At 72.5% G+C, this 24,904-nt stretch carries 18 protein-coding genes; 7 read left to right on the top strand and 11 right to left on the bottom strand.

From position 1 onward, the window contains the following. Positions 1-20: 20 nt before the first annotated feature. The 3 genes from KSNIM_RS14890 to KSNIM_RS14880 form a co-directional block, all read right to left on the bottom strand. Positions 21-995 (bottom strand): amino acid ABC transporter permease, encoded by a 975-nt coding sequence (locus KSNIM_RS14890; protein WP_263103698.1) that lies wholly within the window; start codon positions 993-995, stop codon positions 21-23. 33 nt (positions 996-1,028) lie between these two features. Then, positions 1,029-1,958 (bottom strand): ABC transporter substrate-binding protein, encoded by a 930-nt coding sequence (locus tag KSNIM_RS14885; RefSeq protein WP_263103697.1) that lies wholly within the window; start codon positions 1,956-1,958, stop codon positions 1,029-1,031. A gap of 395 nt (positions 1,959-2,353) precedes the next feature. Further along, the gene (locus tag KSNIM_RS14880; RefSeq protein ID WP_263103696.1) at positions 2,354-3,277 is read right to left on the bottom strand and encodes an ABC transporter substrate-binding protein; all 924 of its coding nucleotides are present in this window, start codon (positions 3,275-3,277) and stop codon (positions 2,354-2,356) included. 687 nt (positions 3,278-3,964) lie between these two features. Here KSNIM_RS14880 and KSNIM_RS14875 point away from each other — a divergent pair. Both KSNIM_RS14875 and KSNIM_RS14870 read left to right on the top strand, forming a co-directional pair. Further along, positions 3,965-5,161, top strand: coding sequence for an NADP-dependent malic enzyme (locus KSNIM_RS14875; RefSeq protein ID WP_317634019.1), 1,197 nt, complete (start codon positions 3,965-3,967; stop codon positions 5,159-5,161). A 139-nt stretch (positions 5,162-5,300) separates the two neighbouring features. After that, positions 5,301-6,263: a zinc-binding dehydrogenase gene (locus KSNIM_RS14870; protein ID WP_263103695.1), complete on the top strand. Its 963-nt coding sequence runs from the start codon at positions 5,301-5,303 to the stop codon at positions 6,261-6,263. A 116-nt stretch (positions 6,264-6,379) separates the two neighbouring features. Here the strand turns inward: KSNIM_RS14870 and KSNIM_RS14865 are convergent, their stop codons facing one another. The 7 genes from KSNIM_RS14865 to KSNIM_RS14835 all read right to left on the bottom strand — a co-directional run bounded on the left by KSNIM_RS14865 (position 6,380) and on the right by KSNIM_RS14835 (position 16,695). Next, the gene (locus KSNIM_RS14865) at positions 6,380-7,390 is read right to left on the bottom strand and encodes a PadR family transcriptional regulator (RefSeq protein WP_263103694.1); all 1,011 of its coding nucleotides are present in this window, start codon (positions 7,388-7,390) and stop codon (positions 6,380-6,382) included. 3 nt (positions 7,391-7,393) lie between these two features. After that, complete coding sequence (locus tag KSNIM_RS14860) at positions 7,394-8,299, bottom strand: DUF4097 family beta strand repeat-containing protein (RefSeq protein ID WP_263103693.1); 906 nt, start codon at positions 8,297-8,299, stop codon at positions 7,394-7,396. Between the two features lie 188 nt (positions 8,300-8,487). Next, complete coding sequence (locus tag KSNIM_RS14855; RefSeq protein WP_030267971.1) at positions 8,488-8,667, bottom strand: DUF6104 family protein; 180 nt, start codon at positions 8,665-8,667, stop codon at positions 8,488-8,490. 52 nt (positions 8,668-8,719) lie between these two features. Beyond that, on the bottom strand, positions 8,720-10,540 hold the full coding sequence (locus tag KSNIM_RS14850) for a serine/threonine-protein kinase (protein WP_263103692.1): 1,821 nt from the start codon (positions 10,538-10,540) through the stop codon (positions 8,720-8,722). Between the two features lie 169 nt (positions 10,541-10,709). Then, positions 10,710-14,438: a multifunctional oxoglutarate decarboxylase/oxoglutarate dehydrogenase thiamine pyrophosphate-binding subunit/dihydrolipoyllysine-residue succinyltransferase subunit gene (locus KSNIM_RS14845; protein ID WP_263103691.1), complete on the bottom strand. Its 3,729-nt coding sequence runs from the start codon at positions 14,436-14,438 to the stop codon at positions 10,710-10,712. A 304-nt stretch (positions 14,439-14,742) separates the two neighbouring features. After that, positions 14,743-15,888 (bottom strand): ATP-binding protein, encoded by a 1,146-nt coding sequence (locus KSNIM_RS14840; RefSeq protein ID WP_263103690.1) that lies wholly within the window; start codon positions 15,886-15,888, stop codon positions 14,743-14,745. Positions 15,889-15,963: 75 nt separating this feature from the next. After that, positions 15,964-16,695: a response regulator transcription factor gene (locus KSNIM_RS14835; protein ID WP_030267975.1), complete on the bottom strand. Its 732-nt coding sequence runs from the start codon at positions 16,693-16,695 to the stop codon at positions 15,964-15,966. Between the two features lie 587 nt (positions 16,696-17,282). Here KSNIM_RS14835 and KSNIM_RS14830 point away from each other — a divergent pair. The 3 genes from KSNIM_RS14830 (at position 17,283) to KSNIM_RS14820 (ending at position 21,171) form a co-directional block, all read left to right on the top strand. Beyond that, complete coding sequence (locus KSNIM_RS14830) at positions 17,283-18,011, top strand: rhomboid-like protein (protein ID WP_263103689.1); 729 nt, start codon at positions 17,283-17,285, stop codon at positions 18,009-18,011. Positions 18,012-18,127: 116 nt separating this feature from the next. Next, positions 18,128-20,521 carry an endopeptidase La gene (gene lon, locus KSNIM_RS14825; RefSeq protein ID WP_263103688.1) on the top strand — a complete coding sequence of 798 codons (2,394 nt, stop codon included), beginning with the start codon at positions 18,128-18,130 and terminating at the stop codon, positions 20,519-20,521. A 155-nt stretch (positions 20,522-20,676) separates the two neighbouring features. Beyond that, the gene (locus KSNIM_RS14820; RefSeq protein WP_263103687.1) at positions 20,677-21,171 is read left to right on the top strand and encodes a GtrA family protein; all 495 of its coding nucleotides are present in this window, start codon (positions 20,677-20,679) and stop codon (positions 21,169-21,171) included. Positions 21,172-21,238: 67 nt separating this feature from the next. On the opposite strand, the gene xylA is transcribed toward KSNIM_RS14820, so the two are convergent. Continuing rightward, complete coding sequence (gene xylA / locus KSNIM_RS14815; RefSeq protein ID WP_263103686.1) at positions 21,239-22,399, bottom strand: xylose isomerase; 1,161 nt, start codon at positions 22,397-22,399, stop codon at positions 21,239-21,241. Positions 22,400-22,495: 96 nt separating this feature from the next. Between xylA and xylB the strand changes: the two genes are divergently transcribed. Both xylB and KSNIM_RS14805 read left to right on the top strand, forming a co-directional pair. Continuing rightward, positions 22,496-23,932: a xylulokinase gene (xylB, locus tag KSNIM_RS14810; RefSeq protein ID WP_263103685.1), complete on the top strand. Its 1,437-nt coding sequence runs from the start codon at positions 22,496-22,498 to the stop codon at positions 23,930-23,932. Positions 23,933-24,121: 189 nt separating this feature from the next. Continuing rightward, on the top strand, positions 24,122-24,904 hold a 783-nt coding region (locus tag KSNIM_RS14805), incomplete at its 3' end, for an ROK family transcriptional regulator (RefSeq protein ID WP_263103684.1).

The following is a 24,904-nucleotide window of genomic DNA, read 5'->3' as shown; positions in this document are numbered from 1 at the left end:
GGGGGTCTTCTCCAGGTCGCTCACAGGTGACCGCCTCCTTCCAGACCCGGGACGACGTCGTGCGCGGTCGTCGGCTTGCGGCGGCCGGTGAACATGCCGCGGACGCGCTGCAGCGGGGTCGGCGGCAGGGTGCGGTTGGCGCCGCGGGCGTAGTGCCGCTCGATGTAGTACTGGCCGACGGTGAGGATCGAGGTCAGGACCAGGTACCAGATGCTGACCGCGATCAGGACCGGGATGGTCTGGAACGTGCGGGAGAAGATGTTGTGGCCGGCCTGGTAGAGCTCCTCCAGGGCGATGACGCTCGCCAGGGAGGAGGTCTTCAGCATCGAGATGGTCTCGTTGCCGGTCGGCGGGATGATCACCCGCATCGCCTGCGGGAGGACGATCCGCTTCATCGTCTGGAACTGGCTCATGCCGAGGGCGTGCGCGGCCTCGGTCTGGCCCTCGCTCACCGACTGCAGACCGCCGCGGACGATCTCGGCCATGTAGGCCGCCTCGTTCAGGCCGAGGCCCAGCAGCGCGGCGACGAAGACCGGGATCAGGGCGTTGGTCGAGCCCGAGACGAACTCGGGGCCGAACGGGATGCCGATCGAGAGCTTCGGCCAGATCGCGGCGAGGAAGTTCCAGAAGACCAGCTGCACCAGCACGGGGGTGCCGCGGAAGATCCAGATGTACACCCAGGCCACGCCGGAGAGCAGTGGGTTGGGCGAGAGCCGCATCACCGCGAGGATGATGCCGCCGACCACGCCCATCACCATCGCGAGGGCGGTCAGTTCGAGGGTGACGAGCAGGCCGTGCAGGATCTGGTCGTTGAAGAGGGTGTCGCCGACGACCGACCACTGGAAGGCCGGGTTGGTCACCAGGGCGTGGATCAGCATCGCCGCGAGGACGGCGACGACGACCGCTCCCGCCCAGCGTCCGGGGTGGCGGACCGGGACGGCCTTGATGGTCTCAGGCCGTCCCGTCTTCACCGACCCCTGATCGATAGGGTTCACGTTGAGTAGCCTCGGGGGGTTGGTTGGAGAACGTCAGCTCTTGGCGGCGTTGACCTCGGACGTGGCGATCGCGCCCGCCGAGACACCCCACTTGTCGAGGATCTGCTTGTACGTGCCGTCGGCGATCAGGGACTGGACGGCGCCCTGGATCGCCTTGGTCAGCTCCGAGCCCTTGGCGACGACGATGCCGTAGGGGGCGCTGTCGTAGGTGTCGCCGATCTTCTCCAGCTGCCCGTTGGTCTGCTTCAGCGCGTAGTCGACGACCGGGGAGTCGGCCATCATGACCTGGTCGCGGCCGGCCACCAGGGCCTGGGTGACGTCCGTCTGCAGCGAGAACTTGTCGCCGTCGCCCGGGATCGGCGCCTTGCCGGCCTTGACGCAGTCGGGGTTGCGGACGTCCTTGATCTCGTCGGCCTGGGTGGTGCCGGTCTGGACGGCGACCTTCTTGCCGCAGAGGTCCTTGGGGTCGATCTTGTCCGGGTTGCCCTTCTTCACGGCGATGGCGGAGCCCGCCGTGAAGTAGGTGATCATGTCGACGGTCTGCTCGCGCTCCTTGGTGTCCGTGAAGGAGCTCATGCCGAGCTGGTACTTCTTCGCGGCGATGCCCGGGATGATCGAGGTGAAGTCGGCGTTCTGGACGTCCGCCTGCAGCCCCAGCTTCGCGGCGATGGCCTTCGCCAGGTCGACGTCCATGCCGACGATGGCGCCCTTGTCGTCCTTGAACTCGTTGGGGGCGTAGGAGGCGTCGGTGGCGACGGTGAGCTTGCCGCCCGACTTCACGTCCGCCGGGACGAGAGCGGCGAGCGACGGGTCGGCCGACGCGGCCTTGACGGAGCTCGTCGGGGTCGCGGCACCCGAGCCGCTGCTGCTCGACGACGAGCTGCAGGCGGTGAGGAACAGGGTGCCGGCCGCGAGGGCGGCGCCTGCCGCGACGAGGCGGGGGCGCAGGGTGCGAGCGGTCATGAGGGGGATCTCCTCCTGGGGGAGAGACGAGCGAAGCGCTACGCCGGGGGGTGGCGGTCGCCCGGCCGTCGGTCGCACTCCGTCGTGCGACATCGGGCCGGCCGTTCACTTGTTCGAGATGTCAAGCCGTGCATGTCGCCACCCTCCGCCGAGGTGAGCGCACGTCGGACCGCCTCGTGGAGAGGGGCGCCGCCTCCGGGGAGGCAGTGTTCGATCCGAGTTGGGTGGAATCCTGCCACTCACGGACGGTGAACGGGCCCCGATTCAGATCAAAATCGGATAACGAGGGGCCTTCTTGTCCGCTATCCGGACGAATTCCGACCTCCTGTCACCCTGCGTATAAGTATGCAGACTTGGCGGCGCCCGGCCGGGAAACCCGGCCGGAGCGTCCCGGCTTAGAAGCCGCCGTTGACCACCGCGTTCTGCGCCGCACCTGCGGCGACGCCCCACTTCTGCAGGATGTTCTCGTAGGAGCCGTCGCGGATCATCTGGTTCAGCGCCTTCACCAGGACATCGCGCAGTTCTGTGTTCTTCTTGTCGACGGCGATTCCGTAGGGTGACGGCTGGAGCTGCGAGCCGGCCAGGTCGAACTTGGCGCCGTTCGGGCCGCCCTTCGCGGCGACGTAGGCGGCCACCGGGTAGTCGTTGAGGTCCGCTTCGGCGCGGCCGGCGGCGAGCTCGGCGAGCGCCTCGGTGTCGTTGTCGAACAGCTTCACCGTGAGCGGCTTGTGCGCCCGGGCGCAGGCGCCGACCTGCCGCTCGACGATCGCGTCCTGGGTGGTGCCGCGCTGCAGCGCCACGGTGTGGCCGCACAGGTCGTCCAGCTTGGCGATCTTCTCCGGGTTGCCCTTCGGCACGAGCATCTGGGTGCCGGCGATGAAGTAGTCGACGAAGTCGACGCCCGGGTTGACCGCCTTGCCGTTGTCGTCGGTGCCCTCGCGGCGCTGCCGGTTGTCCGTCATCGCGGACATCGCCAGGTCGAACTCGCCGGCCTGCAGGCCCGGTATCAGCTTGTCGAACGCGGTGTCGGCGATCTCCACCTTCACGCCGAGCTGCTTGCCGAGCTCGGTCGCGATGTCCGGGTCGATGCCGACCGGGGAGCCGTCCGAGGCCTTGAACTCCACCGGCGCGTAGTTCAGGTCGGAGGCGATCTTGAGGACGCCCTTGGTGCGGACCTTCTCCGGCAGCCGGGCGTGCAGGTCGTCCTCGCTGGGCTTGCCAGCGCCGGAGCTGCCGCACGCGGTCAACAGCATGGTTCCCGCCAGGAGGGCCGCCCCCGCGGCGAGCGTGCGGGCGGGGCGGGGCGCGAAGGCGTGCATGCGGTGGGTCCTCCTGTGGGAGCGGTGGTGCAGGCGAGGGTGGGCGCTGCTGGCTGGAAGGTACCGTCCGCGAGCGGAACGGGAGCGTCCGGATGCCGGTGTGGGAAATGTGATCCTGCCATCCCGCCCTCCTGCCCGAGGTCGCGGGTATGTCAGAATCTGGTATCGGGTAACCCCCGACGAAACGAAGGCAGACCGCCGATTCCGCTGCTCACAATCGAGCGACGCGGATTCGGGGTGCGCAGGACCGGAAGTCGACGACGCCGACTCCGTAGCCGAGGCACCAGCTCCCCTCCGTGTCTGCGTTCACTCCTGCGGGTGCGTGTACCGTCCTGCCGCAGGCCGGTCCGGGCGGTCGGATTCCACCGGGATCCGGGCGCTGTCAAGGGCCGCCGTGCGGTGAACGGTGCACGACGAGGACGAAAAGGCACAGGTGCGGTGCCTTTGTCCCACCTAGGCTCGCCGGTGTGTCACCGTCCGTTCCGATGCGGATGCGCCTGGGCACCACCGGACAGCACGCAGAACCCAAAACCCTCATTCGAGGGCGCCGCCCGACGGCCGCGCCCCGACCCCGGACACCGGGTACGCCTCGCGTACCCGGCGTCGCCGTCCCTCGCGTCGGCCTCCGCGGTGTCGATCGACCGTCGGTCCGAGCGTCCTCGCTGATCAATTGACGAAGAGGTCAACGTGGCAGCGGAGATCATCCACCCCAACACCCAGGACACCGACGATCCGGTCGACGCCGTCTTCGCGCTCCACCGCGGCGGCAAGATGGAGGTCCGGGCCACGGTTCCGGTGCGCGACGCGGACGACCTGTCCCTCGCCTACACCCCCGGTGTCGCCCGGGTCTGCACCGCCATCGCCGAGCAGCCCGAGCTGGTCAACGACTACACCTGGAAGTCCAACACCGTCGCCGTGGTCACCGACGGCACCGCCGTGCTCGGCCTCGGCGACATCGGCCCCGAGGCCTCGCTGCCCGTGATGGAGGGCAAGGCGATCCTCTTCAAGCAGTTCGGCGGCGTCGACGCCGTGCCGATCGCGCTGGCCTGCACCGGGGTGGACGAGATCGTCGAGACCGTCGTGCGGCTGGCCCCGTCCTTCGGCGGCGTCAACCTGGAGGACATCTCCGCGCCGCGCTGCTTCGAGATCGAGCGCCGGCTGCAGGACGCCCTGGACATCCCGATCTTCCACGACGACCAGCACGGCACCGCGATCGTGACCACCGCCGCGCTGTGGAACGCCGCCAAGGTGACCGGCCGCGAGGTCGGCAGCCTGCGCGCCGTCATCTCCGGCGCCGGCGCCGCCGGCATCGCCATCGCCAAGATGCTGCTCGCCGCCGGCATCGGCGACGTCGCCGTCTGCGACCGCCGCGGCGTCGTCCACCAGGGCCGCGAGGACCTCACCGACGTCAAGGCCGAGATCGCCGCCCTGACCAACCGGACCGGCCTCAAGGGCTCGCTGGCCGACGCGCTCGCCGGCGCCGACGTCTTCATCGGCGTCTCCGGCGGCACCGTCCCGGAGGACGTCGTCGCCACCATGGCCGAGGGCTGCTTCGTCTTCGCGATGGCCAACCCGAACCCGGAGATCCACCCCGAGGTCGCGCACAAGTACGCGGCGGTCGTCGCCACCGGGCGCAGCGACTTCCCGAACCAGATCAACAACGTGCTGGCCTTCCCCGGCATCTTCGCCGGCGCCCTGCAGGTCCGGGCCACCCGGATCACCGAGGGCATGAAGCTCGCCGCCGCCCAGGCGCTCGCCGCCGTGGTCGCCGACGAGCTGACCCCGCAGAAGGTCATCCCCTCGCCGTTCGACGAGCGGGTCGCGCCGGCGGTGTCCAAGGCCGTCGCCGAGGCCGCCCGCGCCGAGGGCGTCGCCCGCGCCTGACGGCCCATCGCCCGGGCGTACCACCCAGGGGGCGCGCGGAGGCAATGCCTCCACGCGCCCCCGGTGCGTTCCTGCGGTAGCGCAGGTCACACGGTTGCGTGGTACCGGCCGCCCCGCCCGCGCCGATATCGTCCGGACCATGTTCGCTGCCTACGCCGCCCGCATCGATCCGGACGACCCGCTGAGCGCACTGGAGTTGGGCGAACTCCCGGAGCCCGAGGCCCGCGAGGGCTGGAGCGTCGTCACCGTCAGGGCCGCCACCCTCAACCACCACGACCTCTGGTCGCTGCGCGGAGTCGGCCTGCCCGCCGAGCGACTGCCGATGATCCTCGGCTGCGACGCCGCCGGCGTCGACGAGCACGGCAACGAGGTCGTCATCCACTCCGTCGTCGGCCAGAGCGGTCACGGGGTCGGCCCGGACGAGCCGCGCTCCATCCTGACCGAGCGCTACCAGGGCACCTTCGCCGGCAAGGTCGCCGTCCCCACCTGGAACCTGCTGCCCAAGCCGGCGGAGCTGACCTTCGAACAGGCCGCCTGCCTGCCCACCGCCTGGCTGACGGCCTACCGGATGCTCTTCACCAACGCCGGCGTCAAGCCCGGCGACACCGTCCTCGTCCAGGGCGCCGGCGGCGGTGTCTCCACCGCGCTGGTCGTCCTCGCCAAGGCCGCCGGCCTGCGGGTCTGGGTCACCGGACGGGACGAGGCCAAGCGCGCCCGCGCGGTGGAGCTCGGCGCCGACGCCGCCTTCGAGAGCGGCGCCCGGCTGCCCGAGCGGGTGGACGCCGTGATGGAGACGGTGGGCGCCGCCACCTGGTCGCACTCGGTGAAGTCGCTGCGCCCGGGCGGAACCATCGTCATCTCCGGCGCCACCTCGGGCCCGAGCCCGAAGGCCGCCGAGCTGAACCGGATCTTCTTCCTGGAGCTCAAGGTGGTCGGCTCCACCATGGGCACCAAGGAGGAGCTCGCCGGCCTGCTGGCGCTCTGCGCCAACACCGGGGTGCGGCCGGTCATCGACTCCGTCCTGCCGCTCACCGAGGCCCGCGACGGATTCGCCCGGCTCGCCAAGGGCGACGTCTTCGGCAAGATCGTGCTGACGCCCTGACCCTGCGGACCGCGCCCTGACCCTGCGGACCGCGCCCTGACCCTGCGGACCGCGCCCTGACACCACGGAGGCCCTGGCGGACCGCAGTCCGCCAGGGCCTCCGCCGTGCCGTGTGCTCAGCCGAACAGCCGCTTGGCCGCGGCGGTCAGCGTCGCCTGTGCGCGGGCCAGCTGATCGCCGGTCACCCCGCTGTCGCGGGCGGTGTCCCGGACGTGGTCGCGGAAGCGGTCGAGCAGCCGCTCCAGCTCGCGGGCCGGGTCGGCGTCCGGATCGGTCCGCGCCCAGCCGGGCAGTTCCTCGGTGCCGTCGTCCGCGCCGTCCTCGTCGAGGTCGATCCGGGTGATCCGGACCTCCTCGGCCGGGGCGGGGTGGCCCCAGCGGGCGGCGTCCGCCAGACCGCCGAGGCTGCGGGTGAGCTCGGCCAGACCCTCGGCCAGACCGGTGGACCATTCGCCGCGGGCCGTGTGCTCGCGGACCTGCTCCTCCACCCGCCGCTTGATCCGCAGCGCCTCCTGCTGGGCGGCGGTGCGGGCGGCCCTGGACTGCTCGCGCAGCCGGCGGGCCTCCGCCTCGGCGGCCTTCGCCTTGGCCTTGGCGGCGCGCTCCTGCTCCTTGGCGCGCTTGGCCTGCTCCTTGGCCTGCGACTTGAACCGCTCGTACTCCTCCTTGGCGCGCTGCCAGGCCTCCTTGTCGCCCCAGGGGCCGGCCCACGGGTCGCCGCCGGGTGCGGTCTCCGGGCGGGGGGCCTTGCGGGCGGCGCCCCAGAGCTCCTCGCGGAGGTCCTTGGCGGTGTCCCGGACGTCCTCGCGGATCGCGCCGGCGAGGTGGGCGACCGAGTCGCGGATCTCCACCTCCAGCTCGGCGAGCTCGTCCTGACGGGCGGCCAGCTCGGCGCGGCCCGCGTCGGTGAGCCGGTAGATCTTGCGGCCGCCCTCCGTGCTGTGGGTGACCAGGCCCTCCTTCTCCAGCTTGGCGAGCCGCGGGTAGACCGTGCCGGCGGACGGCGCGTAGAGGCCCTGGAAGCGCTCCTCCAGCAGGCGGATCACCTCGTAGCCGTGCCGCGGGGACTCGTCGAGCAGCTTGAGGAGGTACAGCCGGAGCCGGCCGTGGCCGAAGACGGGGGACATCGCTCAGGCCTCCTTGGTCAGGTCGGGCTTGGTCAGGTCGGGGCCGCCGGTGAGCTCCTTGGCGGGGGGCGCGTCCTCGTCCTCCGGCCGGTGCAGCACCGTGATCGCGCCGGAGACCGTGGTCACCTGGAGGCGGCCGGTGCCGCTGCCGAGCTGGCCGGAGAGCCGCTTGGCGCCCCAGCTGCCGGCCACGGTGAGCTCGGCGAAGGTGGAGGTGACGTCGCCGGTGGTGGTGCCGGCCTCGACCTTGGCGTCGGCCACCGACGGCAGCCGGACGCCGACGGGGCCGCTGACCGTGCTGACGGTGATGTCGGTGGGCGTCTGGACGTCGAGGTCCAGGGTGACCGCGCCGCTGACCGTCCTGGCCTGCACCTTGTCGGCGGTGCCGGCGACCACGGTGAGCTGGCCGGACACGGTCTTGACCCGCAGCTCGCCGGAGACCGACTGGGCGTCCACGTCGCCGGAGACGGTGTTGGCCTGGATCCGGCCGGAGAGCCCGACCAGGGTGGTGGCGCCGCTGGCACCGTGCACGGAGACCGGGCCGGTGATCCCGGAGACCGTGGTGTCCGCGGAGGCGGAGCCGATCCGGACCTCGGTGCCGGCCGGTACGGCGAGCGAGACCACGGCGCGGCGCTTGCGGCGCAGCGAGGAGAGGAAGGCCTTCACCGACTGGACGGACTTCACCGTCTCGCTGAGCTCGTTCCAGTCGAAGTCCTTGTAGGCCACGGTGAGCACGCCGTCGGTCAGGTCGACGTTGAGGGGCTCGCCCTCCAGCTCGGTGACCTCCAGGCGGGCCGGGCCGTCGGTGGCCACCACGTTGACCGCGCCGCTCATGATCCGTACGTGCAGGGCCTCGACGGGCTCGTCGATGGTGATCCTGTCGGGCTGTTCGACCGTCCACTCGCTCATGGTTCCCCGTCCTCCCGTTTCGCGATGTATATCGCGTCGACTGATAGACACGATATATCGCGAGGTGGCGAAGTCAACCCCGACTCGACCCCGACTCGACCCCGACACCGCGACCCCGAGACGGGTGAGGGCCCGGAAGGCGGATGCCTTCCGGGCCCTCGTCACGCGGGTGCGTGCGGTGCTGCGGATCAGTCCTCGTCCTCGTCGTCGAGCCGGGCCAGCCAGGTGGCCAGCCGCTCGACCGGGATCTCGAAGTCCGGGTTGAGGTCGACGAACTCCCGCAGCCGCTCGGCCAGCCACTCGAAGGTGACCTCCTCGTCGCCGCGACGGCTCTCCAGCTCCTCGATGCCTCGGTCGGTGAAGTACACGCTGTGCTCCGGTCCGGTGGGGTGTGACCCGGTCAGAATAGTCCGCCGCAGGTCAGCCGTTGCGGCGGAAGTAGCTGATCGAGACCTTCGCCCGCGCATTGCTGGTGCTGCCCTGCTCGACCGTCCTCACCACGACGATGCCGCCGTTCTCCCGGTTGCGCAGGCAGAACAGCCCGCCGACCGGCAGCGCGTCGTACTTCACGTCGGCCACCGGCTGCTGCTCGACGCCCGCCGCGCACTCGGCCGGGGTGAGGTGGCTCTCGGTGGTCAGGAAGGCGTCCGAGCCGCTCGACCAGTTGAAGTGGCCGTAACTCGGCTCCAGCACCCAGGCCGGGGAGGTCGAGGAGGACACCACCTTGCCGGCCGTCAGGTCGAAGACGTACGAGTAGTCGGGGCTGGACAGCACCTGGTCGGTGTAGACCGCCGTGTACCCGCCGGCCGGCTTCCCGGTGGACCCGCCCTTGGCGCCCTGCGCGGCAGTCGGCGCCGCCGAGTCCTGCGAGCCGCCGGCCGTCGCCTGACCGGCCGTGCGGGTGCCGCCGGCCTGCACGGTCGGCGTGCCGCCGCCGGTGCCGCCGTCGTCGTCGCCGGAGGTCAGGGCCACACCGACGGCCGTGCCCACCACCGCCGTCGCCGCGGCCACGACCAGCAGGGTCCGCCAGGAGACGCCCCGGCGGACGGGCTCGCCCGGAGCGGGCCGGCCGGGCTGCGGGCCGGGCGCCACCGGCGCGGTCGGGGCGCCGGCCGGCTGCGGCGGCCCGAACACACCCACCGGCGGCGGCACCGCACCGGCCGGCACGGTCGGGTACGGGGCCGCCGGGTACGGGGCCGTCGGGCGGTGGGACTGCGGCGCCGGGTACTGCGGGGCGGCGGCCGGCGGGGCGCCGATCGCCGGCGCGGTGGCCGGGACGGTCGGCATCGGCGGCGTGGCGGGCGGCGCCGGCAGTGGGGTCGGCGGGGTGCGCGGCAGGTCCGAGCGGCGCGTGATCTCGGTGTTCACCTGGACGGGCAGCCAGTCCTCGGCGAACCGCAGCTGGCCGCCCACCGCGGGGTGGCTGCGCGCCGCCTCGATGACCTCGGCCGGAGTGGGGCGCTGCGCCGGGTCCTTGGCCAGGCAGCTGGCCATCAGCTCGCGCAGGCCCGCGGGGACGGCCGCCAGGTCCGGTTCCTCGTGCACCACCCGGTAGAGCACCGCGGTGTCCGGGCCCTCGCCGAACGGCGGTGCGCCGCCGGCCGCATACGCCGCCAGCGCACCGAGCGCGAAGACGTCGGTGGCGGCGGTGACCGGTCCGCCCTGCGCCTGCTCGGGCGACATGAACGCGGGGGAGCCGATCCGGTACCCCGTCCCGGTGAGCGCGGTGGCGTCCGCGGCCCGGGCGATGCCGAAGTCGATCACCCGCGGGCCGTCCGAGGCGACCAGCACGTTGGCCGGCTTGAGGTCCCGGTGCACCACCTGGACGCTGTGGATCGCCTGCAGCGCCTCGGCGATGCCGCCGATCAGCAGCAGCACGGTGCGCGGCGGCAGCGCGCCGTGCTCGCGGATCACCTGCTGCAGCGAGGGGCCGGGCACGTACGCGGTGACCAGCCACGGCGCACCGGCGTCCGGACCGGCGTCGATCACCTGCGCGGTGTACAGGCCGTGGATGCGCTGGGCGTTGGCGACCTCCTGGGCGAAGCGCCGCCGGAACTCCCCGTCCTCGGCGAACTCCGCACGGACCACCTTCAGCGCGACCGGCCGACCGCCCGGGGTGTAGGAGAGGTACACCCGGCCCATGCCGCCGGCGCCGAGCCGGGCGAAGACCCGGTAGCCGCCGACCTCCCTCGGGTCCTCCGGCTGCAGCGGCTGGAACACGGACGGCAGATCGTTGGACATGCGGCGGCTCCCCCGAAGGTGCGGTACGACGCGCCCTACCGTAGCGACCTGACGGCCCGGCAGGTGAGCCGGGGCGTCAGGGGCCGCCGCGTTCGTGGGGAAAGGCAGGGCCCGGCCCCGCCTGGACGGCGGGACCGGGCCCGGGTGACGCGGTGTCAGTGACGGTGCGTCAGAGTGCGAACACCTCGTCGACGAGGGCCTGCTGCTCGGCGGCGTGACGCTTGGCCGAGCCGACCGCGGGGGCCGAGGAGGCCGTCCGGGCGACGCGGCGCAGGCGGGCGCCGTTGGCGTTGCGGCCCACGACGACCTGCAGGTGGTCGACCAGGTTCATGGCGATGAACGGCCAGGCACCCTGGTTGGCCGGCTCCTCCTGCGCCCAGACGAACTGGACGTCGTCGCCGTAGCGGGCCAGCTCCTCCTGGAGCTCGGCCACCGGCAGCGGGTAGAGCCGCTCGACGCGGACGAGGGCGGTGTCGGTGACACCCCGCTCGGTGCGGGCCGCCTCCAGGTCGTAGTAGAACTTGCCGGAGGTGATGACGACCTTGCGCACCTGCGACGGGTCCACCGTGGTGTCCCCGATGACCGGCCGGAACGAGCCGGACAGGAACTCGCCGGTACCCGACGCCGCGGCCTTCAGACGCAGCATCGACTTCGGGGTGAAGACGACGAGCGGCTTGTGGTGCGGGTTGTGGGCCTGCCAGCGGAGCAGGTGGAAGTAGTTCGAGGGCGAGGTCGGCATGGCGACCGTCATGTTGTTCTGCGCGCAGAGCTGGAGGAATCGCTCCGGGCGGGCGGACGAGTGGTCCGGGCCCTGGCCCTCGTAGCCGTGCGGCAGCAGCAGGACGACGCCGGAGTGCTGGCCCCACTTCTGCTCGGCGGAGGCGATGTACTCGTCCACCATGGTCTGGGCGCCGTTGACGAAGTCGCCGAACTGGGCCTCCCACATGACCAGCGCGTTCGGGCGGGTCAGCGAGTAGCCGTACTCGAAGCCCATCGCCGCGTACTCCGACAGCAGGCTGTCGTAGACGGTGAAGCGGGCCTGGTCCTCGGTCAGGTACAGCAGCGGCGTGTAGTCCTCGCCGGTGTTGCGGTCGATGAGGACGGCGTGGCGCTGGCCGAAGGTGCCGCGGCGGCTGTCCTGGCCGGCGAGGCGGACGGGGTGGCCCTCCATCAGCAGCGAGCCGATGGCGAGGGTCTCGCCCATGGCCCAGTCGATGGTGTTGTCCTCGACCGACGCGGCGCGGCGCTGCAGCTGCGGCAGCAGACGCGGGTGGACGGTCAGCCACTCCGGCAGGTTGACCTGCGAGGCGGCGATCCGCTTCACCATCTCCTCGGAGATGCCGGTCTGGATGGAGACCGGGAAGTCGGCGACCGGCTTGCCGTTGGTGGCCGGAGCCGGCGCGGTGGCCGCCTCGCGCACCTCGGCGAAGACCTTCTCCAGCTGGCCCTGGAAGTCCTGCAGCGCCTGCTCGGCCTCTTCCATGGTGATGTCGCCGCGACCGATCAGGCCCTCGGTGTACAGCTTGCGCACCGAGCGCTTCTTGTCGATCAGGTCGTACATCAGCGGCTGGGTGAACGACGGGTTGTCGGCCTCGTTGTGACCGCGGCGGCGGTAGCAGATGAGGTCGATGACGACGTCCTTGTGGAACTCCTGGCGGAATTCGAAGGCGAGCCGCGCGACGCGGACGACGGCCTCGGGGTCGTCGCCGTTCACGTGGAAGATCGGCGCCTCGATCATGCGGGCCACGTCGGTGCAGTACATCGACGAGCGCGAGGACGCCGGGGCGGCGGTGAAGCCGACCTGGTTGTTGACCACGAGGTGGATCGTGCCGCCGGTGCGGTAGCCGCGCAGCTGCGACATGTTGAGGGTCTCCGCGACGACGCCCTGGCCGGCGAAGGCCGCGTCGCCGTGGATCTGGATGGGGAGCACCGGGAAGGTGGTGCCGCCCTGGTCCAGGACGTCCTGCTTGGCGCGGACGATGCCCTCGACGACCGGGTCGACCGTCTCCAGGTGCGACGGGTTCGCCGCGAGCGAGACCTTGATGGTCTCGCCGTCCAGGCCGGTGAAGGTGCCCTCGGCGCCCAGGTGGTACTTCACGTCGCCGGAGCCGTGCATCGACTTCGGGTCGAGGTTGCCCTCGAACTCGCCGAAGATCCGGGCGTACGGCTTGCCGACGATGTTCGCCAGCACGTTCAGACGGCCGCGGTGGGCCATGCCGATGACGGCCTCGTCCAGGCGGTGCTCGGCGGCGGCGTCGATCGTCGCGTCGAGCAGCGGGATCAGGGACTCGCCGCCCTCCAGCGAGAAGCGCTTCTGCCCGACGTACTTGGTCTGCAGGAACGTTTCGAAGGCCTCGGCGGAGTTGAGGCGGCGCAGGATGCGCAGCTGCTCCTCGCGCTCGGGCTTGGTGTACGGCTTCTCCAGGCGCTCCTGCAGCCACTTGCGCTGCTTCGGGTCCTGGATGTGCATGTACTCGATGCCGACGGTGCGGCAGTAGGTGTTGCGCAGCAGGCCGAGGATGTCGCGGAGCTTCATCATCTTCTGGCCGCCGAAGCCGCCGACGGCGAACTCGCGCTCCAGGTCCCACAGGGTGAGGCCGTGCTGGACGACGTCCAGGTCGGGGTGCTTGCGCTGCTTGTACTCCAGCGGGTCGGTGTCGGCCATGAGGTGGCCGCGCACGCGGTACGCGTGGATGAGCTCCATGACGCGGGCGGTCTTGTTGACCTCGTCGTCGTGGGTGGCGGCGACGTCGGTCGCCCAGCGCACCGGCTCGTAGGGGATGCGCAGCGACTCGAAGACCTCGTCGTAGAAGCCGTGCTCGCCCAGCAGGAGCTGGTGGATCGTGCGCAGGAACTCGCCCGACGCGGCGCCCTGGATGACGCGGTGGTCGTAGGTCGAGGTGAGCGTCATGATCTTGGAGACGCCGAGGCGCGCGAGGGTGTCCGGGGAGGAGCCCTGGAACTCGGCCGGGTACTCCATGGCGCCGACGCCGACGATGGTGCCCTGGTTCTGCATCAGGCGGGGCACGGAGTGGACGGTGCCGATGCCGCCGGGGTTGGTCAGCGAGACGGTGACCCCGGTGAAGTCGTCCATGGTCAGCTTGTTGGCGCGGGCGCGGCGGACGATGTCCTCGTAGGCCTGCCAGAAGCCGAAGAAGTCGAGGGTCTCGGCCTTCTTGATCGCGGCGACGACGAGCTGGCGGTCGCCGTTCGGCTTGACCAGGTCGATCGCCAGACCGAGGTTCACGTGCTCGGGCTTGACCAGGTAGGCCTTGCCGTCCTCGACCTTGTAGCTGTGGTTCATGCCCGGCGAGGCCTTCACGGCCTGAACGAGGGCGTAGCCGATCAGGTGCGTGAAGGAGACCTTGCCACCGCGGGCGCGCTGCAGGTGGTTGTTGATGACGATGCGGTTGTCGATCAGCAGCTTGGCCGGGACGGCACGCACCGACGTCGCGGTCGGCACCTCCAGCGAGGCGTCCATGTTCGAGGCGACGGCCTTCGCCGGACCGCGCAGCTGGACGAGCTCGGTTCCCTGCGCGGCCGGCGCGGGCGCAGCCGGAGCGGCGGCCTTCGGCGCGGGCGGCGCGGCAGGGGCTGCTGCGAGCGGCGCGGCGGCCGGCTGGACCGGCGCGGCCGGTGCAGCGGGCGCCGGCGCGGCGGGGGCAGCAGGAGCAGCAGGAGCAGCAACGGGGGTCGGCGCGGGGCCGACCTGGGTTGCGGCCTGGGTCACTGGAGTCACCTCGGTACCGGGCTTGTAGTCGGCGAAAAAGTCCCACCAGGCTCGGTCGACCGAGTTCGGGTCCTGGAGGTACTGCTGGTAGATCTCGTCGACGAGCCACTCATTGGGGCCGAAGCCAGTGGAGCTTGCCGAGCTGGGGGTTTCAGGGTGTGGCGACATCGGGGCAACCGCCCTCTTCCGCTTCCTTTTGGGATGGTGGACAGCGGGGATTAAGGCTACGCCTCCGACCAGTGATCGCGCAGTCCCCCCTGGCCAGGCGTCGCCCAGATCACAGTGATCGGCCGGAATTTGGCCGGTTGTGCGCGTTAGAAACCCGCAGACGCGGGTACCTGGACACGTTCGGTCCGCTCCATTATCCCCACAAAATCAGACAATATGGACACTTTGCGAGGTGAAGGGCCGGTCCGACATCGGACCGGCCCCCCTGTGTCCCAGTTGTGTGACAACGTTCGGATACGGCGTGTCACCCCGTGGGGAGGGCGGCCTCGCCGGGCAGCGTGACCTCGATCCGGCAGCCCCGGTCCGTCTCGGCGACGCGGATCTCGCCGCCGTGCAGATCCACCGCCCAGCGGGCGATGGCGAGGCCGAGTCCGGTGCCGCCGTCGCTGCCCGGGCCCTGGGCGGTCGCGGAGCCGCTGCGGCCGAAGCGCTCGAACACCCGCGCGCGGTCCTGCAACGGGATCCCCGGGCCCTGGTCCTCGACCTGCAGCAGCAGCGCACCGCTCTGCTCGCCCGACCGGGCCCGCACGGTCACGGTGCCGCCGGCGGGGGAGTGCTTGCAGGCGTTGTCGACGAGGTTGGCGACCACCTGGTGCAGCCGCTCCTCGTCGGCGACGGCGGTCAGGCCGTCCGGTTGCACGTCCAGGCTCAGCTGCACGTCGCCGCGGCGGCCGTAGGCGCCGCCCGCGGTGGCGCCGTCCACCGTCACCCCGCGCAGCACGCCGTCCAGGAACGGCCGCACCTCGAACGGGCGGGTGTCCAGCGGCACCACGCCGTCGTCGAGTTTGGAGAGGTCCAGCAGGTGGGTGATCAGCCGGCCCAGCCGCTCGGTCTGCTCCAGTGCGGCGCCCAGCGTCCTGGGCTCCGGCTGGACGACGCCGTCGACCACGTTCTCCAGGACGGCCCGCAGCGCCGCGATCGGTGTGCGCAGCTCGTGCGAGACGTTGGCGATCAGCTCGCGGCGGTGCCGGTCGGCGGCCTCCAGATCGGCCGCCATGCGGTTGAAGGAGTCGGCGAGCTCGCCGATCTCGTCCCGGGAGGAGGTGTCCACCCGGGTGCTGTAATCGCCGCGGGCCATCGCCCGGGCCGCGGCGGTCATCGCGCGCAGCGGCGCGGTCAGTCCGTGCGCGAGGAACTGCATGAACAGCAGTGACGCGATCATCGAGAAGATCATGATGATCCGGATCTGCGTCTCGGACCGGATCGCCACGACCACCATTCCGGTGGCCAGGAAGACGGAGACGATCACCAGCAGGGCGAGCTTGCCCTTGATGGACCGCACCGGGTCGAACGGTCGCATGTCGTCCCACACCCGGCGGGCGGCCCGGCCGGCCAGGCCGGGGGCGGGACGCTCGGCGGCGTCCCCTCTGCGTTGCTGTGGAAAGGTCATCGTGCCCCTGCGGTCGGAGCGGCGCATCGGCTGAAGGCGTGGGCCCCCCGGCGGCCCAGCCCTCGGTGCACCGGCTCAGGAAAGGGGTGCCTCCAGGGCGTACCCGACGCCGTGCACCGTGCGGATCCAGCTGGCGCCGATCTTCCGGCGCAGCGCCTTGACGTGGCTGTCGACCGTGCGGGTGCCCGAGGCGTCCGTCCAGTCCCAGACCTCCGCGAGCAGCTGCTCGCGGGTGAGCACCGCGCGCGGCTGGGCGGCGAGGCAGGCCAGCAGGTCGAACTCGGTCGGCGTCAGGTGGACGTCGCCCGAGCCGAGCCGCACCCGGCGCTGCACGTGGTCGATCTCCAGCTCGCCGAAGCGCAGCGAGCCGAGCGCCGGCGTCCTGGCCGCCTGCTGGGCGCGCTCCACGCGGCGCAGCAGCACATTGACCCGGGCCGCCAGCTCGCGCATGGAGAAGGGCTTGGTCATGTAGTCGTCCGCACCGACGCCGAGGCCGACCAGCAGGTCCGTCTCGTCGTCCCGCGCGGTCAGCATGAGCACCGGCACCGGGCGCTGCGCCTGGATCCGGCGGCACACCTCCAGGCCGTCGAAGCCGGGCAGCATGATGTCGAGCACCACCAGGTCGGGCTGCCAGGTGTGGAAGCCGTCCACCGCGCCGGGGCCGTCGTGCGCCACGGCGACCTTGAACCCCTCCGCGCCGAGGCGGGCCGCGATGGACTCCGCGATGGTCGGTTCGTCCTCCACCACCAGCACTCGCCGCTGCGTACCTACCGGGCTGCTGCCGGTCTCTTGCTGAATCTCTGTCACGGTCACGCCACCGCCCCCAGGGCTGCGGGCCGACACCTGTGGGGGTGGCGGCGCCGCGTCGTAGTCGTCTCGGTCCGTATGTGGGCTGTGCCCGGCCTGCCGCGTCGGCTGGGTGCCGTTCCGCCGTCGGCCCCCTGCGCGGCGTGGATGCGCCGTGTGTGGTCCGCACACCCGACCCGCACTCCACGCAGAGTACGGACACCGGGGGCGTTCCGGCAGGTGGCCCGGACACATCCGGGCCACGGATCGATGCCGATCCCCGTCGGGACCGGGCACGGGGCGATACCTTACCGGGCGAAATTCGCAGCTGTAACGATCCGTATGGTCGTGAATGCGGATTCTGCCCCTTACTTTCGGGTCGCTCCTCCGTGAACGGAGGGCAGGTACGGACCAAGGAGTGCAGCCGATGCGAGGAAGCTCAAGCATTCTTCACAGCTCTTCCCCAGCGGGCTCCCAGCCTCAGAACGTATCGTGGTCACGACAAGGGCCACCGGTGTCTCCGCGGGCACCGTCCGTGCGGATCGCCGCGCGCCCTCGACGCGTTGCACACGGGGGCGGGTGACGGCAGTCCGGCGGACGGAGGGCCCATGGCAGCGAGCGGTACGGGTCGCGCGGCGGTACGCCGCGACCGGATCGCCGACCGTGCGCGCGGCCTGCGCCGCAGCCTGGTCGCCGCGGTGCCCGCCCCGCGCCGGAACCCCTTCGCGCTCTGCTACCTCGCGCTGCTGCTCGGCACCACCCTCTTCGCCCGGTTCGGGGATCCGCAGCTGGTGCACCGGCTGCAGTCGCTCTCCTCGACCGACGTTCACAACCTCGCGCACCACCCCGTGCTCGCCCTCACCGCGAGCGGCCTCTGGGTGGCCGGCCCGGTCTGGACCCCTTATCTGTGGGCCTTCCTGCTGACCGTCGCCCCGCTGGAACGCCGGGTCGGCGGCCGCCGGGCGGCCGGGGTGTTCGCTGCCGGGCACGTCGGCGCCACCCTGCTCTCCCAGGCGGTCGTGCTGGCCGCCGTCGCCGTCCGCGCGCTGCCCGTCGACGCCCTCGGCGACCTCGACATCGGCGTCAGCTACGGCGTCCTCGCCAGCCTCGGCGCCCTCGCCGGACTGCTGCCCCCGGCCGGCCGGAACCTCGCCCTCGGCATCGCGGCCGCCCTCGTCGGCGAGCAGTTCCTCGACGGCACCGACCTCGTCACCGGCATCGGCCACCCGGCGGCCCTGCTGATCGGCATCGCCCTCTGGCGCCCGCTGCGGCGCGGCCCCCGGCGCCCGCTCCGGCGCCGCCGGACCGCCCCGGCCCCGCTGCCCGCCCGCGCCTGACCGGCGTGCTCCCGCCTCCCGCCGGTGATCGCTCAGAGCGAACGACGTCGGGGGAACATTCACGGCTCGCCAATCCTTAGTCAGGTCAGCTCAACTTCGCTGACTGGGGAGAGATCATGGCATCGACGTCCGTTCCGCTCACCCTGCCCGTGCTGCCGCTCGACGACGAGGTGGTGCTCCCGGGCATGGTCGTCCCGCTCGACCTGTCCGACGCCGAGGTCCGCGCCGCCGTCGAGGCCGCCCGGGCTGCGGCGACCGGCCCGGGCAAGCCCCAGGTGCTGCTGGTGCCACGGCTCGACGGCTCGTACGCCGCCGCCGGCACGCTGGCCACCGTCGAACAGGTCGGCCGCCTCGCCGACGGCGACCCGGCCGCGCTGGTGCGTGCCGTCCGCCGGGTGCGCATCGGCGCCGGCACCACCGGCCCCGGCGCCGCCCTCTGGGTCGAGACCACGCCCTTCCGGGAGTCCTCCGCCGGCACCGCCGTGGCCGGACGGGCCGCCGAGCTCGTCAAGGAGTACAAGGCGCTCTCCACCCAGTGGCTGCGCAAGCGCGGCGCCTGGCAGATCGTCGACCGGGTGGCCGCCATCGACGACGTCGGCGAGCTCGCCGACAACATCGGCTACGCGCCCTTCGCCACCGCCGAGCAGAAGCTCAAGGTGCTGCTGGAGGCCGACCAGCTGGCCCGCCTCGAGTACGCGCTCACCCTGCTGCGCGACCACCTCGCCGAGGAGGAGGTCAACGACACCATCCGCAAGGACGTGGAAGAAGGGGTCGCCAAGCAGCAGAAGGAGTTCCTGCTCCGCCGCCAGCTGGAGGCCGTCCGCAAGGAGCTCGCCGAGCTGAACGGCGAGTCAGCCTCCGAGGAGGACGACTACCGGGCCCGCGTCGAGGCCGCCGACCTCCCGGAGAAGGTCCGCGAGGCGGCCCTCAAGGAGGTCGACAAGCTGGAGCGGTCCAGCGACCAGTCGCCCGAGGGCTCCTGGATCCGCACCTGGCTGGACACCGTCCTGGAGCTGCCCTGGAACGAGCGCTCCACCGACTCCTACGACATCGCCGGCGCCCGCGCCGTGCTCGACGCCGACCATGCCGGCCTCGCCGACGTGAAGGACCGGATCGTCGAGTACCTGGCCGTCCGCAAGCGCCGGGCCGACCAGGGGCTCGGCCTGATCGGCGGCCGGCGCGGCGGCGCGGTGCTCGCCCTGGTCGGCCCGCCCGGCGTCGGCAAGACCTCGCTCGGCGAGTCCGTCGCCCGGGCGATGGGCCGCTCCTTCGTCCGGGTCGCCCTCGGCGGCGTCCGCGACGAGGCCGAGATCCGCGGCCACCGGCGCACCTATGTCGGCGCGCTGCCCGGCCGCATCGTCCGCGCGATCAAGGAGGCCGGCTCGATGAACCCGGTCGTCCTGCTCGACGAGATCGACAAGGTCGGCTCCGACTACCGCGGCGACCCGGCCGCCGCGCTGCTCGAAGTCCTCGACCCGGCCCAGAACCACACCTTCCGCGACCACTACCTGGAGGTCGAGCTGGACCTCTCCGACGTGGTCTTCCTCGCCACCGCCAACGTGCTGGAGGCCGTCCCCGAGCCGCTGCTCGACCGGATGGAGCTCGTCCGGCTCGACGGCTACACCGAGGACGAGAAGGTGGTCATCGCGCGCGACCACCTGCTGCCCCGGCAGCTGGCCAAGGCCGGACTGAAGGACGACGAGGTGGCCGTCGACGAGGGTGCGCTGCGCAGGCTCGCCGGCGAGTACACCCGCGAGGCCGGCGTGCGGAACCTGGAGCGGTCGATCGCCCGCATCCTGCGCAAGGTCGCCGCGCAGAGCGAACTCGGCGAGCGCGAGCTGCCCGCCGCGATCGGCGCCGACGACCTGCGCGGGCTGATCGGCCGGCCGCACCACACCCCCGAGTCCGCCCAGGAGCCCGCCGAGCGGCGCACCGCCGTCCCCGGCGTCGCCACCGGACTCGCGGTCACCGGCGCGGGCGGCGACGTCCTCTACATCGAGGCCTCGCTCGCCGACGCCGAGACCGGCTCCACCGGGCTTACCCTGACCGGTCAGCTCGGCGACGTGATGAAGGAGTCGGCGCACATCGCGCTCTCCTACCTCCGCTCGCGCGGCGCAGAGCTCGAACTGCCCGTCACCGGGCTGCGGGACCGCGGCATCCACCTGCACGTCCCGGCCGGCGCCGTCCCCAAGGACGGCCCGAGCGCCGGCATCACCATGACCACCGCGCTCGCCTCGCTGCTCTCCGGGCGGAAGGTGCGGACGGACGTGGCGATGACCGGTGAGGTGTCGCTCACCGGGCGGGTGCTGCCGATCGGCGGCGTCAAGCAGAAGCTGCTCGCCGCCGACCGGGCCGGGGTCACCACGGTGATCATCCCGCGGCGCAACGAGGCTGACCTGGACGACGTGCCCGCCGAGGTGCTGGAGCGGCTCACCGTGCATGCCGTCGCCGACGTCAGGGAGGTGCTGAAGCTGGCCCTGGAGCCGGCGGAGGTGCTGGTCGCGGCCTGACGGCGGCAAAGTAGAGGGGTGCGGGGCGCCGAGCGGCGCCCCGCACCCCTGCGGCGTACCCCCGGGACGCCGTTACCTCGTGCGGACGCCACGAGTACGCCGCAGAAACCTCTGCGTGCGAGACTGCCGAAATGCCCTCCCCTACGCAACGCGCGTTGGCCCGAGTCCCGGAGCGGTACCGGCCGTTCCTGGTGCAGCACCGCAAGCTGGTGAAGTTCCTGCTGGTGGGCGGCACCTGCTTCGTGCTGACCACCGTCGTCGACCTCGGGCTGAAGTTCACCGTGCTGCAGCACAAGCCGGTGGTCGCGCTGACCGTCGCGACGGTGATCGCGACGGTGGTGTCCTACGTGCTCAACCGCCAGTGGTCGTTCCGGGCGAACGGCCGACACCGCGAGGCGATCCTCTTCTTCGTGGTCAGTGCGCTCGCGGTGGTCGTCAACGACCTGCCGCTGATCTTCTCCCGGTACGTCCTGGACTTCCGCGAGCCGGACGTCACCCCGCTCGCGCAGGAGGTCGCCGACTTCCTCAGCGGCATGATCGTCGGCACCTTCCTGGCCATGATCTTCCGCTTCTGGGCGATGAACCGCTGGGTCTTCACCCGCACCCGGCTGCGCCCCTCCTCGGAGGACCTCGAACCCGAGCGGGTGTGAGTCCCGGCGGGCGGCGGAAACCGCCCGCCGGGGGGAACCCCGCGGGACGGGGAAGCGACCGGACGGCTCAGCGGACGCCGAGCAGGTGCTCCATGGCGAGCTGGTCGAGCTGCTCGAAGGCCATGCCGCGGGCGGCCGCCGCATCCACGTCGAAGTCCTCGAACGCGCCGCGGTCGGCGAGCAGCGCCGCCAGGCCGTCGCCGGCGGTCGGCCGGGCGAGCTCGTCCAGGCGGGACGCCCGCAGGGCCTCCTGCACCGCCGGGTCGGCACGGAACGCCAGGGCCTTCTCCTTGAGCATCAGGTAGTTGCTCATGCAGGCGGCGGCCGAGGCCCACACGCCCTCGAAGTCCTCGGTGCGCGGCGGCTTGAAGTCGAAGTGCCGCGGGCCGTCGTAACCGGCCGACTCCAGCAGGTCCACCAGCCAGAAGGCGCTGCGCAGGTCACCGGCGCCGAAGCGCAGGTCCTGGTCGTACTTGATGCCGGACTGGCCGTTCAGGTCGATGTGGAAGAGCTTGCCGTGCCACAGCGCCTGGGCGATGCCGTGCGCGAAGTTCAGCCCGGCCATCTGCTCGTGGCCGACCTCCGGGTTGAGGCCGACCCGCTCCGGGCGCTCCAGGCTCCCGATGAAGGCGAGGGCGTGGCCGACGGTCGGCAGCAGGATGTCGCCGCGGGGCTCGTTCGGCTTGGGCTCGATGGCGAAGCGCAGGTCGTAGCCCTGCTCCTCGACGTACTCGCCGAGCAGGTCGAAGGCCTCCTTCAGCCGGTCCAGCGCGACCCGGACGTCCTTGGCGGCGCCGTGCTCGGAGCCCTCGCGGCCGCCCCAGGCGACGTAGGTGGTGGCGCCGAGCTCCACCGCGAGGTCGATGTTGCGGATCGTCTTGCGCAGCGCGTAGCGGCGGACGTCGCGGTCGTTGGCGGTGAAGGCGCCGTCCTTGAAGACGGGGTGGGTGAAGAGGTTGGTGGTGGCCATCGGGACCTTCAGGCCGGTGGCGTCCAGGGCCGTCCGGAAGCGCTTGACGATCGCGTCGCGCTCCGCGTCCGAAGAGCCGAACGGAATCAGGTCGTCGTCGTGGAAGGTCACGCCGTGGGCGCCCAGCTCGGCCAGCCGGTGCACGGTCTCCACCGGGTCGAGGGCCGGGCGGGTGGCGTCGCCGAAGGGGTCGCGGCCCTGCCAGCCGACGGTCCACAGGCCGAAGGTGAACTTGTCCGCGGGGGTGGGGGTGGGCATGACGAGCTCCAGGGGTCTATTCGTCAGGGCAGAAAACAAACTAATATGCCCAGGCACGGAAGGGAAGTCCCGGCGCGGGCGGACGGAGAGGAAGTCATGGCAGGGATCGTCATCGGGGTGGACAGCTCCACCCAGTCCACCAAGGCGCTCGCGGTGGACACCGCCACCGGCGAGGTGCTCGGCGAGGGCCGGGCGGCGCACACCGTCACCGGCAGCGGCGGCGCCCGGGAGAGCGACCCGCGGCAGTGGTGGCAGGCCCTGCAGGACGCGATCGCCGGCACCGGCTGCGCCGACCGCGCCGACGCCCTCGCGATCGGCGGGCAGCAGCACGGACTGGTCGCCCTGGACGCCGACGGCGTCCCGGTGCACCCCGCACTGCTCTGGAACGACACCCGCTCGGCCGGGCAGGCGGCCGCCCTGGTCGACGAGCTCGGCCCGGACACCTGGGCGCGGCGCACCGGCAGCGTCCCCAACGCCTCCTTCACCGTCACCAAATGGGCCTGGCTGCGCGACCACGGCCTCACCGGCCGGGTCGCCGCCGTCCGGCTGCCGCACGAGTACCTCACCGAGCGGCTCACCGGCCGGCCCGCCGCCGAACGCAGCGACGCCTCCGGCACCGGCTGGTGGGGCGAGCACGGCTGGGACGCCGACATCCTCGACCTCGTCGGCCTCGACCCCGCCCTGCTGCCGCCGCTCGCCGAACCCGGCGCCGCCGCCGGCGAGACCACCGGCCGCTTCGGCGGACTGCGCCCCGGCACCCCCGTCGCCCTCGGCGCCGGCGACAACGCGGCCGCCGCCCTCGGACTCGGCCTCGGCGGCGGCAACGGCGCCGTGTACGGGCAGCCCGCCCTCTCGCTCGGCACCTCCGGCACCGTCCACGCCGTCACCCGCGGCCGGCCCGCCGACCCGACCGGCACCGTGGCCGGCTTCGCCGCCGCCCACGGCGACTGGCTGCCGCTCGCCTGCACCCTCAACTGCACCCTCGCCGTCGACCGGTTCGCCACCCTGCTCGGACGCGACCGGCAGGCCGTCGAACCCGGCGGCGAGGCCGTCGTCCTGCCCTTCCTCGACGGCGAGCGCACCCCCGCCCTGCCGCACGCCGCCGGCCTCGTCCACGGCCTGCGCCACGACACCACCCCCGGGCAACTGCTCCAGGCCGCCTACGACGGCGCCGCATACGCACTGCTCACCGCCCTCGACCTGGTACTCGCCGCCGGCAGCGAGCAGGCCGGCGCGGAACCGCTGCTGCTCATCGGCGGCGGCGCCCGCGGACGCGCCTGGCAGGACACCGTCCGCCGACTCTCCGGCCGGGCCGTCCAGGTGCCCGCCGCCGGCGAACTCGTCGCCCTCGGCGCCGCCGCCCAGGCCACCGGCCTGCTCACCGGAGAGCACCCCGCCGAGGTCGCCCGCCGCTGGGGCACCGCGGCCGGACCCGTCCTGGACCCGGTCGAGAAGGACGAGGCCACCACGGCCAGGATCGCCGCGGTACTGGCCGCCGGGGCGCCGCTGCTCGGCGCCCGCCCCACCGGCTGACACCGCCCGGAAGGAACGGGCCGCCGCCCACGGCCACGCCCGCCGCCACGGGCCCCGGTGCAGGCCGGGGCCCACGGGCCGAGTACCGTTCGCGCGGCTCCGAGTGCCGCGCGAACGGGACGGGCGTACGCGGATACCCTGCAACCGGTCGGCCAGGTGTTCGGCCGTCGAACGAGAGGTGACGAGGGGATGCGGGACACGGACGTCAGACGGGCCCGGCCCGCGAGTCAGCAGGGCATGCGCCGGGCCAACCTGGCCCTCGTCCTCGGCGAGTTCGCCGCCGGACCGCGCTCCCGCGCCGAGGTCGCCGCCGCCACCGGCCTCACCCGGGCGGCCGTCTCCTCCCTGGTCGACGAACTCACCACGGCCGGCCTCGTCGCCGAATGCGGCCCCGCCGTCCCCAGCGGCAAGGTCGGCCGGCCCGGCACCGCCCTCGCCCTCGACCCGCAGGGCCCCGCCGGACTCGGCGGCGAGATCGGCGTCGAACACCTCGCCGCCTGCGTCGTCGACCTCCGCGGCGAGGTCCGCGGCTGGCTCCGCCAGGACGTCACCAACCGCGACCGCCCGCCCGGCGCCGTCCTGCGCGACCTCGCCGTCCTGCTCCGCGACGTCGCCGACTCCTGCGGCCTCACCCCGGCCGGCCTCGCCGTCGCCGTACCCGGCCTGGTCGGCGCGGCCGAAGGCGTCGTCGAACGCGCCCCCAACCTCGGCTGGTCCGACCTGCCGCTCGGCGCCGAACTCCGCCGCGCCCTGCGCGAGGCCGACGCCCACGCCCTCGCCGAACTGCCCATCGACGTCGACAACGAGGCCAACCTCGGCGGCCTCGCCGAACTCTGGCTCGGCGAGGGCCCCGACGACTTCCTCCACCTCTCCGCCGAGGCCGGCATCGGCGCCGCCCTGGTGGTCGACGGCCGGCTGCTGCGCGGCGCCCGCGGCTACGCCGGCGAACTCGGCCACGTCCCCGTCCACCCG

The sequence above is a fragment of the Kitasatospora sp. DSM 101779 genome, assembly GCF_025655475.1.
Lineage (GTDB): Bacteria > Actinomycetota > Actinomycetes > Streptomycetales > Streptomycetaceae > Kitasatospora.
This window is presented reverse-complemented; position numbering and strand designations above follow the sequence as displayed.

What these genes read in the sequence shown, in the direction of transcription:
- KSNIM_RS14885 (WP_263103697.1), bottom strand. Translation starts at nt 1,958, where the DNA reads ATGACCGCTCGCACCCTGCGCCCCCGCCTCGTCGCGGCAGGCGCCGCC.
- KSNIM_RS14880 (WP_263103696.1), bottom strand. Translation starts at nt 3,277, where the DNA reads ATGCACGCCTTCGCGCCCCGCCCCGCCCGCACGCTCGCCGCGGGGGCG.
- KSNIM_RS14870 (WP_263103695.1), top strand. Translation starts at nt 5,301, where the DNA reads ATGTTCGCTGCCTACGCCGCCCGCATCGATCCGGACGACCCGCTGAGC.
- KSNIM_RS14865 (WP_263103694.1), bottom strand. Translation starts at nt 7,390, where the DNA reads ATGTCCCCCGTCTTCGGCCACGGCCGGCTCCGGCTGTACCTCCTCAAG.
- KSNIM_RS14860 (WP_263103693.1), bottom strand. Translation starts at nt 8,299, where the DNA reads ATGAGCGAGTGGACGGTCGAACAGCCCGACAGGATCACCATCGACGAG.
- KSNIM_RS14850 (WP_263103692.1), bottom strand. Translation starts at nt 10,540, where the DNA reads ATGTCCAACGATCTGCCGTCCGTGTTCCAGCCGCTGCAGCCGGAGGAC.
- KSNIM_RS14845 (WP_263103691.1), bottom strand. Translation starts at nt 14,438, where the DNA reads ATGTCGCCACACCCTGAAACCCCCAGCTCGGCAAGCTCCACTGGCTTC.
- KSNIM_RS14840 (WP_263103690.1), bottom strand. Translation starts at nt 15,888, where the DNA reads ATGACCTTTCCACAGCAACGCAGAGGGGACGCCGCCGAGCGTCCCGCC.
- KSNIM_RS14830 (WP_263103689.1), top strand. Translation starts at nt 17,283, where the DNA reads ATGGCAGCGAGCGGTACGGGTCGCGCGGCGGTACGCCGCGACCGGATC.
- lon (WP_263103688.1), top strand. Translation starts at nt 18,128, where the DNA reads ATGGCATCGACGTCCGTTCCGCTCACCCTGCCCGTGCTGCCGCTCGAC.
- xylA (WP_263103686.1), bottom strand. Translation starts at nt 22,399, where the DNA reads ATGCCCACCCCCACCCCCGCGGACAAGTTCACCTTCGGCCTGTGGACC.
- xylB (WP_263103685.1), top strand. Translation starts at nt 22,496, where the DNA reads ATGGCAGGGATCGTCATCGGGGTGGACAGCTCCACCCAGTCCACCAAG.